The 17,272-nt window shown below is 52.3% G+C and carries 12 protein-coding genes and 1 pseudogene; 12 read left to right on the forward strand and 1 reads right to left on the reverse strand.

The window, feature by feature from the left end; translation table 11 throughout:
• The first annotated feature begins 252 nt into the window (after positions 1-252).
• From HO274_RS11675 to HO274_RS11695, 5 genes are all read left to right on the forward strand, one after another.
• Complete coding sequence (locus HO274_RS11675) at positions 253-675, forward strand: hypothetical protein (protein WP_273119850.1); 423 nt, start codon at positions 253-255, stop codon at positions 673-675.
• Positions 668-2,134, forward strand: a complete 1,467-nt coding sequence (locus tag HO274_RS11680; RefSeq protein ID WP_273119851.1) for an ATPase domain-containing protein — start codon at positions 668-670, stop codon at positions 2,132-2,134. Before HO274_RS11675 ends, HO274_RS11680 begins: the two co-directional genes overlap by 8 nt.
• Positions 2,135-2,150: 16 nt before the next feature.
• A complete protein-coding gene (locus HO274_RS11685; protein ID WP_273119852.1) occupies positions 2,151-2,903 on the forward strand; it encodes a diguanylate cyclase in 753 nt (250 codons plus the stop codon).
• The gene (locus tag HO274_RS11690) at positions 2,900-3,838 is read left to right on the forward strand and encodes a putative bifunctional diguanylate cyclase/phosphodiesterase (protein ID WP_273119854.1); all 939 of its coding nucleotides are present in this window, start codon (positions 2,900-2,902) and stop codon (positions 3,836-3,838) included. The genes HO274_RS11685 and HO274_RS11690 overlap by 4 nt, the downstream gene beginning before the upstream one ends.
• Positions 3,839-3,915: 77 nt before the next feature.
• Entirely contained in the window at positions 3,916-4,776 is an 861-nt protein-coding gene (locus HO274_RS11695) for a slipin family protein (protein WP_273119856.1), read from the forward strand.
• Between the two features lie 33 nt (positions 4,777-4,809).
• Here HO274_RS11695 and HO274_RS11700 read toward each other — a convergent pair whose 3' ends face one another.
• A complete protein-coding gene (locus HO274_RS11700) occupies positions 4,810-5,892 on the reverse strand; it encodes an AbrB family transcriptional regulator (RefSeq protein ID WP_273119857.1) in 1,083 nt (360 codons plus the stop codon).
• A gap of 162 nt (positions 5,893-6,054) precedes the next feature.
• On the opposite strand from HO274_RS11700, the pseudogene HO274_RS11705 reads away from it, so the two are divergent.
• The 7 genes and pseudogenes from HO274_RS11705 to HO274_RS11735 form a co-directional block, all read left to right on the forward strand.
• Positions 6,055-6,501: pseudogene (locus HO274_RS11705) on the forward strand (Crp/Fnr family transcriptional regulator); the annotation flags it as partial.
• 145 nt (positions 6,502-6,646) lie between these two features.
• A complete protein-coding gene (locus HO274_RS11710) occupies positions 6,647-7,342 on the forward strand; it encodes a VIT1/CCC1 transporter family protein (protein WP_273119861.1) in 696 nt (231 codons plus the stop codon).
• A gap of 178 nt (positions 7,343-7,520) precedes the next feature.
• On the forward strand, positions 7,521-10,010 hold the full coding sequence (locus HO274_RS11715) for an HAD-IC family P-type ATPase (protein WP_273119863.1): 2,490 nt from the start codon (positions 7,521-7,523) through the stop codon (positions 10,008-10,010).
• Positions 10,011-10,227: 217 nt separating this feature from the next.
• Positions 10,228-11,013, forward strand: a complete 786-nt coding sequence (locus HO274_RS11720) for a proteasome-type protease (protein WP_051862343.1) — start codon at positions 10,228-10,230, stop codon at positions 11,011-11,013.
• Positions 11,014-11,243: 230 nt separating this feature from the next.
• Positions 11,244-12,674, forward strand: a complete 1,431-nt coding sequence (locus HO274_RS11725; protein ID WP_031597435.1) for a circularly permuted type 2 ATP-grasp protein — start codon at positions 11,244-11,246, stop codon at positions 12,672-12,674.
• A 1-nt stretch (position 12,675) separates the two neighbouring features.
• Positions 12,676-13,623 carry an alpha-E domain-containing protein gene (locus HO274_RS11730; protein WP_031597433.1) on the forward strand — a complete coding sequence of 316 codons (948 nt, stop codon included), beginning with the start codon at positions 12,676-12,678 and terminating at the stop codon, positions 13,621-13,623.
• Between the two features lie 270 nt (positions 13,624-13,893).
• The gene (locus tag HO274_RS11735; RefSeq protein ID WP_273119867.1) at positions 13,894-17,259 is read left to right on the forward strand and encodes a transglutaminase family protein; all 3,366 of its coding nucleotides are present in this window, start codon (positions 13,894-13,896) and stop codon (positions 17,257-17,259) included.
• Positions 17,260-17,272: the final 13 nt, after the last annotated feature.

A 17,272-nucleotide genomic window follows, 5' to 3' on the forward strand; every position in this document is an offset into this window, starting at 1 on the left:
GACTGTCCACTCTGGTGGTCAGTGTTTATCGACCCTTGAAAAACCTCGATTTTTTTTGGCTGTGATAGACTGACTACGGAAGGTATCTTTTTTATGGTACAAAACATTGGCTAATCTTTAATGTTTTTGAGAAAAAATAGTCGATGGCCCCTGATTCGGTTCGGGAGGCAATATCGGGTCGGGGAAATGATTTGCCATTGGTGCGTTGGCATGCATTTCCTGAGCGTTGTCGTATCCATCGATCACTGATTTATGGCAACCAATGATTTGCTGCGGCACCAGATGATTGAAAGCCTCATGGCACGGCACCCTGAAGGGGTTGTGGATGGTGCAATCGTTTCGTGGGAGCAGTTGGCGACTCATCTGGTTTCGATCATTGGTGAAAGTGGTTTCAATTCGCTTTATGCAAGAAGCGTGTTCCTTGCCCAGTCAACCTTTCCCTGGCTTGTTGCCAGTTCACCGTTACAACGGACTGATGACAGGTTTGTGGAATTAAGAATTTCCTTTGAAGGACAAACACCCGTGCAAGTCAGCGAGGCGAACAGCCTGCTACTAATCATTTTTACCGATATCCTGGCATCGTTAATCGGTGAGCAATTGACGACCAAAATTGTACGTTCTTCCTGGGGTATTAACGTCCAGGATAGAGCAGATAAGGGGTTTTCAGATGAGTAAGAAGGTAAGCATACGCCGTCTGCCGACTGGCGTCCCTGGTTTGGACAACCTGCTGGGCGGAGGTTTACCGGAATTCTCCTTCAATCTGATTGCGGGGCCGCCGGGAAGTGGAAAAACGACGCTCGCTCACCAGATCATGTTCTCGCTGGCAAACTCGAACAATCGTGGACTGTTCTTCACGGTACTCGGTGAGCCTGCCTTGAAGATGCTCAGGTATCAGCAACAGTTTGCGTTTTTTGACATTGATAAAATCAATGAATCGATTCGTTTTGTCAATCTGTCTGCAGACCTCATGGAGGGGAATTTCGACCGCGTATTATCACGCATTGCCGAAGAGGTGAAAAACTATACGCCCGGACTGGTAATTGTCGATTCCTTCCGATCGGTCGTGCAATCGACGAAGACCTTGGAAGCAGGCACATCCGAGTTGCAGAAGTTCGTGCAGCAATTGGGCATGCAAATGACAAGTTGGCAGGCAACCTCATTTTTATTGGGTGAATATTTGACGCAGGAAGCAGAGTCCAGCCCGGTTTTTACCGTAGCCGACGGTATCCTCTGGCTTTCGCAAAACACGTACCGTAATTCAATGGTGCGCAAGATGCAAGTGGTTAAAATGCGCGGTCAGGCGCAAGCCCCCGGTTTGCATACCTTCCGCATCAGTCATGAAGGTGTCCAGGTTTTTCCCCGTGCGATGATCAAACCGGGCACGGTGGTTGCATCATCAATCGCAGTTCCTGACGGAGAGCAGCGTGTTCCTATGGGAACACCGGGGCTGGATGAGATGCTGGGGGGCGGCTTGCCGGCAGGCTATTCGCTGCTTCTGGTCGGACCCTCCGGTTCCGGAAAAACCGTATTGGCTACAGAATTTCTCGCTGAAGGGGCATGTAGGGGCGAACCTGGGGTGATTGCAGCGTTTGAGAAGACCCCCAACCAACTGCTGAGAAAAAAACTCAATGTGTTGGTCAAGAATGGGCAGGTTGGGGTGATCGACACGCTTTCCCTGGATTTATCGATTGATCAAATTCTGCATGATCTGATCGAAATGATTACCCGAATGCGGGCAAAACGCGTTGTCATCGACTCCCTGTCTGGATTTGAGCTGGCACTGGCACCCGAGTTTCACGAAGATTTCCGGGGATCGCTGTACCGGATGATTGCCGAGTTGACCAGCATGGGCGTGACCATATTGATGATATCGGAACTGGAAGACCGCTACACCGATTTGCGCTTCAGTCCATTCGGAAGCGCTTTTCTCGCTGATGCAATCATCGTGCAGCGTTATGTCGAAATCGCGGGCCAATTCAAACGCGTTATCTCGGTTGTCAAAGTCCGCGGCAGTCAGCACAGCAAGGACATTCGGTTATACGACATTACCGACGAAGGCATCGTATTCGGGGAGGCTTTATCTGCGTACACTGGAATCATGACCGGTCGCCCGACCGGAGACCTTGTGGCATAAATGAATGGGGGCTGTAATGAACGGAAATGATGAGGACGGCGTTTCAAATACCGACGATTCAGGCTCACCGGGCATGATTGACGAAGGTAAAGACAGGCTGTTTATTGTCCGCGGAAATGACCGGAGGCGAGAAAGAAAAGAAAACCGCCATTTATCCCGATTGACCCTTTTGCGTCGCGAAGATTCAGCCACCGTACGGGAAGATGCCGTGCAGGTACGGGAACATGATGTCAACTTGCTTGGGCAGGAAATTCGTACGGCAGAAACAACTCAGCAAACTTCTGACGATCACATGATCGTGTTGCAACAAGCGAACGAACACCTGGTCATTGCTGCAATTGAAGCGCACAAACTGGCCGAACAAATCCTGGTGTCTAAAACCCAACTGGATCATTTGGCCCATCACGATGGGCTCACCAATTTGCCCAATCGACTGCTGCTGCATGATCGGCTTGGTCAGGCGATCGAGTCGGCCCATCGTCGAGGCGGGAAACTTGCGCTGATGTTCATGGATGTGGATCGATTCAAAAATATCAACGACTCTTTGGGGCATGTGATTGGGGATCAACTGTTGCAATCGGTTGCGAAACGTCTGGTTGAGTGCGTGCGTCACTCAGACACTGTCTGCCGCCAAGGGGGGGACGAGTTCATTATATTGCTGGGCGAAATCGAGTACGCAGAAGATGCGGCGCTTTCTGCACAAAAGGTGCTTACAGCGCTCGTGCTTCCTCACTGCATTGACCAGCACGATCTTTATATATCAGTGTGAGCATCGGTATCAGCATCTACCCCGACGATGGTTCGGATGCGACCTCCCTGATCAAGGGTGCGGATATGGCGATGTACCATACCAAGGAAAATGGCGGTAACAACTATACCTTTTTCGAGCATCATATGAATGCCCGAGTCGTTCAGAAACCATCCATTGAAACCGACCTGCAACTCGCCCTGAAACGGCAGGAATTCGTGCTGTACTACCAGCCGAAAATAAATCTTCACAGCGGCGCAATTGTTGGTGTCGAGGCGCTCATCCGCTGGCGACATCCGCAGCGCGGTCTGATCCTGCCCGAGCAGTTTGTCCGGATCGCCGAGGACTGTGGCCTCATCGTATCCATCGGCGAGTGGGTTCTGAGGGAAGCCTGCAAACAAGCCAAATCCTGGCAAGATGCTGGTCTTTCTTTCACGCCGGTGGCGGTCAATATTTCTGCCGCGCAGTTCAAACTTACAGGTTTTCTGGAAAGTCTGGCGGATATTCTGGAAGATACCGGCCTGGAGCCACGCTATCTCGAATTCGAGTTGACTGAAAGTGTGCTCATGCAGAATACGGATACTACCGCCTTCATGCTCAAGGCGCTTAAAGTCTTAGGTATACAACTTGCCGTTGATGATTTTGGTACAGGTTTTTCGAGTTTGAGTTGTTTGAAACATTTTCCGATCGACACCCTGAAGATCGACCAGTCGTTCATTCATGACATCACGCAGGCCACGGGCTATTTGGATGATGCCGCACTCGTGATTGCAGTTATTGGTCTGGGGAAAAGCTTCAATTTTCGCGTCATTGCCGAAGGCGTGGAAACCCACGAACAGTTGGAGTTCCTGCTGGGCCAAGGGTGTAGAGAAGGGCAGGGATATTATTTTAGTCGGCCTGTAACTGAAAAAAAGATGTTGGATTTGCTTAAAACGGGACGCACAAAACCATTTTGATTTGATGTCTCAAATCACTGTCCGAGAGAGTTCAAGTTCGCTATTCAATAGTTGTATTGATACAAGGAACAATGAACATGAATCCAATTGCATCCTTCCTGGTTTCCATCCTTGTCCTCACGGGTCTGGCCATCGGTCGGTGGGAGAGTCCCTATCTTGCGTTGCCTTTTTTCGGCGTTGCAGTGATCATCGCACTGTCTCTGAAGATGGCCAATGCCTGGCAGAAATTTGTGATCCTGAGAATGGGAAAGTTACAGAGCGTCAAGGGTCCGGGTTTGTTCGTCATTATCCCGATTTTGGACAATGTGGTCGCAGTAATCGATGAACGTATTCAGACCACAGCCTTCAACGCCGAACAGGCGCTCACCAGGGATACCGTTCCAGTCAATGTCGATGCAATCATTTTCTGGCATGTGCATGATGCTGAAAAAGCCGCGTTGGCCATCACCAATTATCGCGAGGCCATCGATCGGGTTGCGCAAACCTCGCTACGTGAAATGATTGGTTCTTCGATGTTGACTGCATTATTATCCGATCGCAAGGATGCCGACGAGCAATTAAAGGAAGCGATTGGTAAAAAAACCGCCTTATGGGGCATATCGGTGAGCGCGGTGGAGATTCGCGATGTGGCCATTCCAGAGGCCTTGCAGGATGCCATGTCTCGTCAGGCACAGGCGGAGCGTGAGAAGCAGGCGCGAGTGATTCTCGGATCGGCCGAAGCCGCAATTGCAGGAAAGTTTGTCGAGGCCGCAGATATTTACGCGGGACATCCTGCCGCGCTTCAACTTCGGGCGATGAATATTATTTATGAGACCACGAAGGAACGAGGAGTCACGATCCTGATCCCGAGTTCGATGGTGGATAGTCTGAATCCTTCCGCGACGACACAGGCACTTGCATCCGCAAGCAAAGGTGAGCCTGTAGGTGGAGATTCGTGATTTATGCAGTGATGAGAGTTTTGAAGTCGAAGCTCAACCTGCCGTCCATCGTGTCACGGTTTTTGCTAATAAAGGGCCTATCAGCAATACAAGAATAAACCGTGCCATTTGCATTGCCATGACGAAGGGTAAGTCCACAGGAGAGGAGGCGGCGATGATGGCCACCGAATCTGCACCGCCAGGGCTGGTAGCGAGATAGGCGGTGAGGGGGTCGATATCGAGCATACGGTGCAGCAACCATGCCAGACCGCCGCACAGCGCGATGAGCAGGGTGGTGGAGAGGGCTATTTTTGAAACGACGCGCGCGGCATAACGCAGGATTTTCCGTGTGAACCTCAGCCCGATGGCCCAGCCGACCAGTGCATAGCACCCGGCCATCAGCCAGGGTGGTAGAGTGAGGGTGAGGTGGTGAGTGCAGGACAGCACAATTCCCGCGACAAGCGGAATGAGAAGGGGGCCGGCGGGGATTTCGAACCACGCGCCCATGGAGGCGCCACCTATAGCCAGAGCGATCGTTTCCAACAAAGGGCCAGCGGCAACTTCAGGGAACCAGTCCACGGCAACTCTGACAGGGGCACTTCCCGGGGTAACCCAAAGTTGGCTAACGACTGAGGCTACGAGTGCCACCAGCATAACGCGCAGAAACTGCATGAAGGCCACCAGTCGTGGGTCGCCCCCGAAGCCCTCGGACATCAGTACCATCACGGTGGCTGCACCGGGCGTGGAGCCCCATATGGCTGTTGTTCCCGGCAATACCTTCCAGCGCGTGAGCAGGACACCGAGGGAGGTGCTGATGACCAGCACCGAACAGACAACGGCGAGGAACAGTGGCCATTGCTGGACCATGGTCACCAGAATTTTTGGTCCGATACTGCGTGCCACGAGGCAACCAATCAGACCTTGTGCGAGGACATAGGGTCCCCGTGGCACTGCCAGTTTGCCTTCGAATACCGCAACCAGGATTGCGGCAGCCATGGCACCCAGCAGGATGGCGGCAGGCAGATGGATGAGTTCAAGGGGAATAATGAGGCTGAAGGATACAGCCAGCAGCACGCTCCACTTGGCTGCAGTTGGCGTAGTGCTCAGTGTCAGGGCTTGTGCCGAGGGTTGGTTCATGGCTTTCTCCAGGGTCGATCAGACCACAGCGCAGCAGACGCGCATCGACCTGAAAATCGGGCCGGTTTGGCCAGCACTTGATGACAACTTCCCATAGACACGCTACGCTGAAAAGCAGTTCGCTTTTCGGATCTGCCATCAATGACCAAGTTTAACGGACGAGGTGAAACCACCCCCAGTCGGGCAGTGGTGCAAAGTGCCGGCAATGCCTACCGACTGAAGGGTCAGTTTCTTAAAAACGAGTTTTTCCGCGCGGGTCCGATGCAGCATCTGTTGCTGCGCTACACTCAGGCCTTGCTGACACAAACGGCACAAACCGCGGTATGCAACCGGCATCACACCCTAGATCAGCAGTTCTGCCGATGGCTCCTGCTGAGCCTCGATCGTTTGCCCTCCAACGAACTGATCATGACTCAGGAATTGATCGCCGCCATGCTCGGGGTACGTCGCGAAGGCGTCACGGAGGCCGCCGGAAATGTGCAGAAAGCGGGCTTGATCAAGTACAGTCGGGGCCACATTACCATTCTTGACCGAGTAGGTCTAGAGAAGCGGGTCTGCGAATGTTACGCAGTGGTCAAGAAAGAGTTCGATCGCCTGCTCCCCGAGTAGTCGTTGAAGGAGGCTTTACCAAGTTTCTGAATTAGGCATGGAAACCCAGGGTTCTTCGGAAGTCTAATTATTATCAGGTGAAGTTGGCACCGTTTCTTCGTGATGTGTTCGAAGTGCGGCAGAAAATTTCAGGGGACGATTCAATATGCATCCGCGTCACATAGAACGGCACCGCACTAAACGCGTAGGTTGGCTACGCGCTGCAGTATTGGGCGCGAATGATGGCATCGTTTCCACAGCGAGTCTGGTGCTGGGTGTTGCGGCTGCGCATGCTACTCGCAGCAACATAATGGTCGCTGGAGTTGCCGGCTTGGTCGCCGGAGCCATGTCAATGGCCGCCGGCGAGTATGTGTCCGTCCACACACAGGCAGATACCGAAATGGCAGATATCGAGCTTGAACGCAAGGAACTCAAGACGGACGAAGCCGGGGAGCATAAAGAATTGGCGGCGATCTATGTTGGTCGAGGTCTTGATCCCGCGCTAGCGAAACAGGTCGTCGATCAACTCATGGCGCATGACGGGCTTGGTGCACACGTCCGCGACGAACTTGGAATCACCAAAGCGCATAGTGCGCGTCCGATCCAGGCTGCCTTTGCTTCGGCTGCCAGTTTCGCAATTGGAGCAGCCATGCCACTGTTGATCACGTTATTGGCACCCGCGGTAAATCTCATCCTATTCGTCGCAGGTACGTCACTCGTTTTTCTCGCGCTTCTGGGTGGGGTGGCTGCGTACGCCAGCGGCGCTTCTTTGACTGCGGGGGCAATGCGTGTCACATTCTGGAGTGCACTGGCCATGGCGTTAACTGCGGGCGTCGGCGCCTTATTTGGAGCGGTTGTGTAAGCGAAATGGCGCTGTGCCACCTTGCACGCAGACTTGGGTTGTATCTGCTGGCGATTATCTGCTGATACATGATCACAGGCCGCGATGTGTAATCGGCCGGTTAAGTTCGCTGCCGTACGGTAGTCGTCGGTATCTGTAGTTAGACTGATTCTATTTCCGAGCTGCAAAGGATGTCATCATGGAACCGAATAACGATCCGTCCAAAGTTATAGAATCTAAATACGGGGCCAAGCGTGGCGCGAAATCCGATGCCAAGTCGACGGGTGCTGCAGAGGATCACCTGCTCAGTGGTCTGACGAGCGACGAGGCCCACCGCCTTCTGACACAGTTTGGTCCCAACACAATGCCAGATACGAACATGCACCCGCTGCGTATGGCGCTTGAAAAATTCTGGGCCCCGGTTCCGTGGATGCTCGAGGCTGCGGTTGTGCTTGAACTCGTGCTCGGCAAGTATGTTGAGGCCGTGATCATTGCGGGTCTTTTGGTGTTCAATGCAGCACTCGGTCTGTTTCAGGAGAGCCGTGCCCAGGCAACCCTCACCGCACTGAAGTCCCGGCTCGCGCTGAACGCATCCGTCCGGCGCGATGGCGTATGGAAAATCATACCTGCGGCCGAACTTGTGCCGGGCGACGTGGTGAAACTCTCACTTGGTGGGGTGGTTGCCGCAGATGTGCATATTACCGGTGGAGAAGTTTTGCTCGACCAATCCATGCTTACCGGCGAATCGGTGCCTATCGAAGCAGGTGTGGGCGTGGAAACTTTTGCTGGAGCGCTCGTGCGTCGGGGCGAGGCGGAGGCGGGGGTCACGGCGACCGGAGTGCGCACCAAGTTCGGTCGCACTGCAGAATTAGTTCGCACCGCCCATGTCGTGAGTTCCCAGCAGAAGGCAGTTCTGCGCGTGGTGCGCAATCTTGCCGCATTCAACAGCATCGTCATTGTGGCGCTTGTGGCTTATGCTTATTTTCTCAAGATGCCGCTGGCGGAGATCATTCCTCTCGTTTTGACGGCAGTCTTAGCGTCGATACCGGTTGCACTGCCGGCTACATTCACATTGGCGGCGGCACTCGGCGCGCGAGCCTTGGCAAAGTTAGGTGTCCTTCCGACACGCCTCTCCGCAGTGGATGAAGCAGGAACTACGGACGTCTTGTGCTCCGACAAGACCGGCACGTTGACCCAAAATGCGCTGACAGTGACGACCATTCATCCCATGAACGGCTTCGACGAGGCGCATGTTTTGGCACTTGCCTCGCTGGCGAGCGCGGATGGTGGGCAGGATCCAGTGGATGCAGCCATTCGTGCGGCCGCTTTAAGCAAGGGCATCTCAGATGCGCCAAAGTTGGTCAAGTTTGAGTCTTTCGATCCTGCGAAAAAGATGTCAGAGGCAACCGCAACTGATTCGACCGGCGGTACGCAACGTATCGTGAAGGGTGCTTTTTCCGTAGTCATCGGTCTCGTACAACGGACACCGACCGCAACAGTTGCGGCGAATGAACTTGAACGGCAGGGCTTCCGAGTTCTGGCAGTGGCAGCGGGACCGCAGACGGCGATGAAGTTGGCGGGACTTGTTGCGCTGAGTGACCCGCCTCGTTCAGATTCGGCGGCACTCGTCACTGAATTGCATGAGTTAGGTGTCCGCACTGTGATGGTGACGGGTGACGCGCCGGCGACTGCGGCCATCGTGGCTCACGCGGTGGGGCTTGATGGCGCCATCTGTCCGCCTGGTCCAATTCCCGACAACGTCCATCCCGAGCAATTCGCAGTCTATGCCGGCGTCCTACCGGAGGATAAGTACAAGCTTGTCAAGGCGTTTCAGAAGGGCGGTCATACCGTCGGCATGTGTGGCGACGGTGCCAATGACGCGCCAGCGCTGCGTCAGGCGCAGATCGGCATCGCAGTCTCCACGGCAACCGATGTCGCCAAATCGGCCGCCGGCATGGTGCTGACCGAACCTGGCCTCGCTGGCATCGTCGCCGCGGTCAAAGAAGGGCGAATCACGTTTCAGCGCATCCAGACCTACACATTGAATTCTATCGCCAAGAAGATCGTGACGGTGCTCTTCCTGATTGCTGGCCTGGTCATGACAGGGCACGCGATCCTGACCCCACTGCTGATGGTCATTGTGATGGTCGCCGGTGACTTTCTCGCCATGTCCTTGACGACGGATAATGTAAGACCGTCCCCGACGCCGAATGAGTGGCACATCGGCAAATTGACGATGGCCGGCGCTGCGATGGGCATTTGCCTGCTGGCCTTCTGCATCGGCATCCTGGCTATTGGTAAATTTGGCATGAATCTTGGTATAGAGACATTGAGAACCCTGGCCTTCGTCGTCTTGGTGTTCGGCAGTCAGGCGACGATCTATGCCATTCGCGAACGCCGACACTTGTGGGCCTGTTCTCGTCCAAGTCTCTGGCTTGTGGCGTCATCCGTTACCGATATCGGTATCGCCTCCATATTGGCTATCAGCGGGATCGCAATGACACCCTTGCCGCCCTTGATGGTGGCGGGCACACTTGCAGCGGCAACTGCCTTCGCATTCATTCTGGATTTGGCAAAGGTTCCAATATTCTCTCGTCTCGGGGTCGCCGAGCGCCCGTCCGATCGCTCCTTGACTCACAAAACCAAGGGTATCCGAGGACTTGGGGCGCAAAGACGTTCAAGCAGTTGAAGTGTTCAGAATCGTGTTTCTGAACGAAGTCATGATGAAGTTCCCCCGGTTTTTCGCCTTCCAAGGGCGGTACCTATCCTACATGAATTTGCGCCGCAGTGCTCCACCTATCTTCCCTTGCGGGTAGTTTGCCGAATAACAAAAACCGTGTTACTGTTTAGCACTGGGAGGTCAGCAGGTTGGACAATGATCCAATAATTTTTATTTGAGATTCACAATGACCTATTGTCTTGCTATTAACACGGAAACAGGCTTCGTTCTTTGCTCTGATTCACGAACCAATGCCGGATTTGACAACATTTCGACCTACTCGAAGATGCACACTTTCGTGTGGCCGAATAACAGAGTGTTCGCGCTGCTTTCAGCGGGAAATCTTGCTACCACACAGTTGGTGATCAAGCGGCTTCATGCTGATCTGGATAGCAGAGCAGTCCCTAATCTGTTTAGTGTCGAAAATATGCATGAAGCGGTAGACTATGTGGCCACAGTTAGTAGTAGCGTACAAAATATCCACGCGGTGAGGGACAGCGGGAATGTCAATTTTGAAGCGACATTTATTTTGGCAGGACAAATAGGCACGTCGCGCCATGAAACGCTCATGATTTATCCACAGGGCAATTATATTCACGAGTCCAATGAACATCCTTTCCTGCAAATCGGTGAAATTAAATACGGCAAACCTATCCTGGATCGAGTCATCAACCGTCATATCTCACTGCCAGAGGCAGGTCGTTGCGCACTGGTGTCGATGAATTCGACGGTTCGCAGCAATCTTACTGTCGCCCATCCTGTCGAGTTACTGGTTTATGATAAAGATAGCCTGTCCTTCACTCACCAACTCTATTTGGGTGAAGATGATCCGTTTGCCAAAGAACTTGCAGAATCTTGGAATCGGGGTCTTCTCTTAACACTGCAAAATCTGCCCAAATTTGTTTGGGAAAAGTCTGAAAACTCACCTGCAGCCAATAATTCGACCCGATCATCACAAGTGATTAATTCCTGACTTTTCTGAAACGGCAGTAAATCCACATAAAAATCTTCTTATTCTTCGGTTTTGTTTATTTTGTTTGTCAATGGTCCATGCACCAGAATGAGGCGTAGCGTCAGAATTCTGTCTCACTTTGGCAATTCAATAGCCAAAATAAAATGCTAATAACCTGAATCTTTTGGTATTAAATTGTTTGGCATGATTCATGCATTAATAGCATAAGTTCAAACAATTGACTAAAAATCATGAAGACAGTCTATGACGAAATGTATGCCGCTGATGGTTCAGTGCGTGAAAGTTATCGTAACTACGCCAATTGGCTACAGGTTATCCCCGACGATGTGATCGCGCGCAAACGCGAGGCCGCGGATTTGGCGTTTCATCGCGCCGGAATTACTTTCGCCGTATATGGTGAAGCCAACAGTCAGGAAAGACTGATCCCTTTCGACATCATACCGCGTATTATTCCGACGCGAGAGTGGCAACACCTGTCCGACGGATTGCGCCAACGGGTCAAGGCGTTGAATGCCTTTTTGCATGACATTTATCATGATCAGGAAATACTTAAAGCAGGTCTTATCCCGGCTGGACAGGTATTGAGAAATAGCCAGTTCCGTCCGGAAATGGTCGGGGTAGACGTGCCAGAGCAGATTTATGCACACATTGCCGGCATAGACTTGGTGCGTGCTGACACTGGTAACCAGACTGGCGAATACTTTGTACTCGAAGATAACCTGCGCACTCCGTCCGGCGTTTCCTACATGCTGGAAAATCGCAAAATGGTGATGCGACTATTTCCTGACCTGTTTGTACGCCAGAAGATAGCCCCCGTAGAACATTATCCTGATCTGCTACTCAGCAACCTGCGTTCGGTCGCACCTGCAGGTATCGCCGACCCGACAGTGGTGATTTTGACACCCGGTCAATACAATAGTGCCTATTTCGAACACGCTTTTCTTGCGCAACAAATGGGGATTGAACTGGTGGATGGCTACGATTTATTCGTTAAGAACAAAACTGTGTTCATGCGTACTACGGAAGGGCCTCGTCGCGTGGATGTCATTTATCGCCGTGTTGACGATGACTACCTTGATCCTCAGGCATTTCGCAAAGACTCCATGCTGGGCGTACCCGGATTGTTCTCGGCCTACAAAGCGGGCAACGTTACATTGACCAATGCGGTGGGTACCGGAATTGCCGATGACAAGGCCATCTACGTACATGTACCAGAAATGATCCGCTTTTACTGCGGCGAAGAGCCAATTTTGTCTAATGTGCCAACCTGGGAACTGCGTAAACCGGAAGACCTTGCATATGTACTGGCGCATCTGCCAGAACTGGTCGTCAAGGAAGTTCATGGTTCAGGCGGATATGGCATGCTGATAGGCCCCACGGCATCAGTGGATGAAATCAGGCTGTTCCGCGACAAGATCAGCGCCGATCCGGCCAACTACATCGCACAACCGACACTCGCTTTGTCCACCTGCCCTACTTTTGTCGAGAGCGGCGTGGCCCCTCGCCATATTGATCTTCGACCTTATGTACTCTCCGGTCGTGAAATTACCATGGTGCCGGGTGGACTTACCCGGGTGGCGCTAAAGGAAGGCTCCCTGGTAGTCAATTCGTCGCAAGGTGGCGGCACCAAAGATACATGGGTTCTGGAAGGGGAGCGTTAACATGCTATCATCAACCGCTGATCACCTCTACTGGATGGCTCGCAGTATGGAGCGAGCAGAGAATACCGCGCGCATGCTGGATGTAACCTATCGCATGTCGCTACTCAAACAGGCGATGATCGAGCCGAACAACGAATGGCGCGCCATGCTGTCTATCAGCGGCCTGCATGAGGGTTTTGAGGAACGTCACGACATCCATAATGCCGAAAACGTATTGCATTTCATGGCGTTGGACAAAAAAAATCCAGGCAGCATTTACAACAGCATCTTCCTCGCGCGCGAAAACGCCCGCGCTGTGCGCGGCACAATCACTTCGGAGATGTGGGAAGCACTCAATTCCACTTGGCTGGAAATGCTCCGGATACATGCAGAAGGCATCGCTTTGGATGGCGTTTCACGCTTCTTTGAATGGGTGAAGGAGCGATCGCATCTTTCGCGCGGGATCGCCCACGGAACCATGTTACGTGACAATACTTTTCGTTTTATAAGATTGGGAAGTTTCCTTGAACGTGCTGACAATACGGCCCGCATCCTGGATGTAAAATACCACATCCTTTTACCCAGTCTGAAGGACGTCGGGGGCGCTACAGATTATTACCAGTGGAGTGCGGTACTACGCTCGGTATCGGCATTTGAGTCCTATCGCAAAGTATATCGTGATCAGATCACACCCAAGCGTGTCGGTGAACTTTTGATACTGCGACTTGACATGGCGCGTTCCCTGATCACTTGCGTGAATGAAGTACACCGCTTGCTGCTCGAAATCAATGGGCCGCGCTCCAACGAATTGATTAATCGTTGCAACCAACTCTACGCCAGAATGCATACTGAAACCATAGACCGGGTATTCGAGTATGGTCTGCACGAATATCTCTCCGAATTTCTCGAGCAAATTTATAATCTGGGCGATTTGATCAATACAACCTACTTCTGGTCAACCGATGAATAAACGAATTTTTAATCTGTAGAGCACACAGTTTACTCACCAGGCCAAATTCTCTGTGCTACAACAAACAGAACACTGACTGCCGTGATTTATTGCATTGCGACCAGGATAGATGCTGGCATCGGTTTTGTGTCAGATTCCTGCACCAACGCTGGAATAGATAATATTTCAATATGCGGCGATTACACAGAAATTGGGGTAAGGCGTGAGGCGCACTTTTTCCCGATTTCTAAATTTGAGTGCTGATCAACCAACTTCAAAAAAAGATTACACATGACTATCCGTATTGCACTGAATCACCAGACCCATTACAACTTTGATCGCGCCGTGAATTTGTGGCCACATGAAATTCGGCTGCGGCCTGCGGTACATAGCCGCACGCCAATTTTAAGTTATTCGCTCAACGTCGAGCCTGCCGGTCACTTTCTGAACTGGCAGCAGGATCCATTTGGTAACTGGGTCGCTCGTCTGGTGTTTCCAGAAAAAGCCGAATCGTTGAAAATTACGGTCGATCTGGTCGCTGACATGACTGTGATCAACCCATTTGATTTCTTCATGGATGAAACCGCTGAAAATTACCCCTTTGAATATTCAGATGGCTTGAAGCGTGAACTTGGTCCCTACCTGGAAGCAGACTCCGCCCCGCCTTTGTTCACGGACTGGCTGGCGCAAACAAGGTCTGAGTTGCTCAGTAAGCCGCTACGCACGATCGATATGCTGGTGGCAGTCAACCAGCGTGTCAAAGAAGAAGTCGGTTATATTGTTCGACTTGAAGCCGGGGTGCAAACACCGGAACAAACTTTGACATTCAAGTTCGGTTCCTGCCGCGATTCAGCCTGGCTTCTGGTCCAGGCACTGCGCCATTTGGGACTGGCTGCACGCTTTGCATCGGGTTATCTGATCCAATTAAAGGCAGATGTCGCAGCACTCGATGGTCCATCCGGAACTGACCACGATTTCACTGATCTGCATGCCTGGACAGAAGTTTATATACCGGGGGCTGGCTGGATCGGTCTCGATCCGACTTCAGGTCTTTTGGCTGGCGAAGGACATATTCCGCTAGCCTGCACGGCGATACCTTCTTCGGCAGCTCCGGTAACTGGTGTCACCGAAGTTTGCGAATCACGCTTTGATTTTGCCATGAGCGTGATTCGCATCCATGAAGATCCACGCGTAACCAAGCCATACACCGAGGCACAATGGCAAGCCATACTGGACTTGGGTCATCAGGTCGATATTGAATTGAACAAACATGACGTGCGACTTACCATGGGTGGGGAACCGACCTTTGTTTCTATCGATGATATGGAGGGGCCGGAATGGAATTACACTGCACTCTCAGACAAGAAGCGGGAACTTTCTGGAAAGTTGCTCAATCGCCTTCAAGGACATTTTGCACCGGGTGCAATGTTGCATTTCGGCCAGGGCAAGTGGTATCCCGGAGAACCACTGCCTCGCTGGGCGCTTGGTTGTTACTGGCGTCTTGATGGTGAACCGCTGTGGCGTGACCGCACTCTTCTGGTCACTGCTGACTGTGTCGGCGCACAACAGACCAAGGATGCGCAAAATTTCATGCAGCACCTTGCCCGCGAACTTGAATTGGATGAACGCTTTGTGATCACGGCTTTTGAAGATGTGATCCAGATTATCACTCAGGAGCAATGCTGGCCGGAAAATCTGGATCCGCTCAAATCAGACTTAACAAAAACCGATGAACGGCGGCGACAAGCAAAGTTGATTGAACGCGGGTTGGGTGAACCTGCAGGCTACGTATTGCCGCTCAAGGCATTGCCAGCCAAAACTGCTCAACGTACCGCAAAAGCCCTGGTTTCAGCAGGTTTTCGCTCGAGTCCATGGCCATTGCGACGCGAGCATCTTTATTTGACGGCGGGGGATTCGCCACTGGGTCTGCGTCTGCCGTTGGCATCTTTACCTTGGATAGCAGAAAAGGAAGAGGAATTCGGTCGCGATCCATTCGATGCAACAAGTGAAACACCTGATGTCAAATCTACCTCAAAAAAAACAAAGGTATCAAAAGCATCTTCGCCAGAGGACAACAACGATCCACATGAAATTATCCACACTGCCTTATGTGCCGAAGTGCGGACTGGCGTTTTATGTGTTTTTCTGCCACCAGTGCCTTTGCTAGAAGATTTCTTGGTATTGATCACAGCCATAGAAAACACTGCCGCCGCGTTAAAGTTACCGCTACGACTGGAGGGATATACCCCGCCTGTAGATCCACGCATCAGAGAGTTCCGTATCACCCCTGATCCCGGCGTTATTGAGGTTAACATTCATCCATCCGCCAACTGGTCTCAACTCGTGAAGAATACGGAAACGCTCTATGAGGAAGCGCGTTTATGCCGTTTGGGCACAGAAAAGTTCATGCTGGACGGACGGCATACAGGAACAGGCGGAGGCAACCATGTTACGTTAGGTGCGGCAATGCCCGTTGACTCACCCTGTCTTAGGCGACCGGATGTGCTGATGAGTCTGATTACCTATTGGCAGCATCATCCGGCGCTGTCCTATTTGTTCTCTGGCCTGTTCATTGGACCTACAAGCCAGGCACCTCGCGTAGATGAAGCTCGTCATGAGAGCCTGTACGAGTTGGAAATCGCCTTTCAACAAATGGCAGAACACCTCAAACCTGGAGAAGAGAGCACACAGCCGTGGTTGGTGGACCGTTTACTGCGTAATCTGTTGGTGGATCTGTCCGGAAATACACACCGCGCGGAATTCTGTATCGACAAACTGTATTCGCCAGACAGTCCGACCGGTCGCCTGGGCCTCGTCGAGTTCCGCGGTTTCGAAATGCCGCCACATGCGCAGATGTCGCTGCTGCAAATGTTATTACTGCGTGCGTTAGTTGCGCGTTTTTGGCAAGTGCCCTATAAAGGCAACCTTAATCGATGGGGAACAGAATTGCATGATCGCTACATGATGCCGCATTTTGTAGCAGAGGACATGAAAGATGTCGTACTGGATTTGCGGTGTTCCGGCTACGCTTTTGATTTCGACTGGTTTGCACCTTTCCTTGAGTTTCGCTTTCCTCGCTTCGGCACCGTCGTGCATCAGAACATTGAAATCGAATTGCGTCAGGCCATTGAACCTTGGCATGTGCTAGGTGAAGAAGTCGCCGCTGGCGGTACAGCGCGCTACGTCGACTCATCTCTTGAGCGTATGCAAGTCAAAGTGCGTTTTATGAACGACAACCGACACGTCCTGGCCTGCAATGGTCGTCCACTACCGCTAACATGCACTGGCACTCGTGGCGAATATGTTGCTGCCGTGCGCTACCGTGCCTGGGCACCTCCTTCAGGATTGCATCCGACCATAGGCGTGCAGGCCCCCCTTGTGTTCGATCTGGTGGATACCTGGAGCGGACGTTCAATCGGTGGTTGTACCTACCACGTTATCCACCCTGGTGGTCGAAATTACGACACCTTTCCTGTCAATGCCAACGAGGCTGAGGCACGACGCGTTGCACGTTTCTGGAGTCATGGGCACACCCCAGGGCCTATGCACGTACGACGTGAAGGACGCAGTCCGGATTATCCGCTGACCCTTGATTTGCGCCGCGCACCTGAACAGGTCATGGAAAGTATACCCGGCAAGTTGATGCAGCAGCAATAAGAGAAACGCAGTC

It is taken from the genome of Ferrovum myxofaciens (assembly GCF_013181415.1).
Classification (GTDB): domain Bacteria; phylum Pseudomonadota; class Gammaproteobacteria; order Burkholderiales; family Ferrovaceae; genus Ferrovum; species Ferrovum myxofaciens.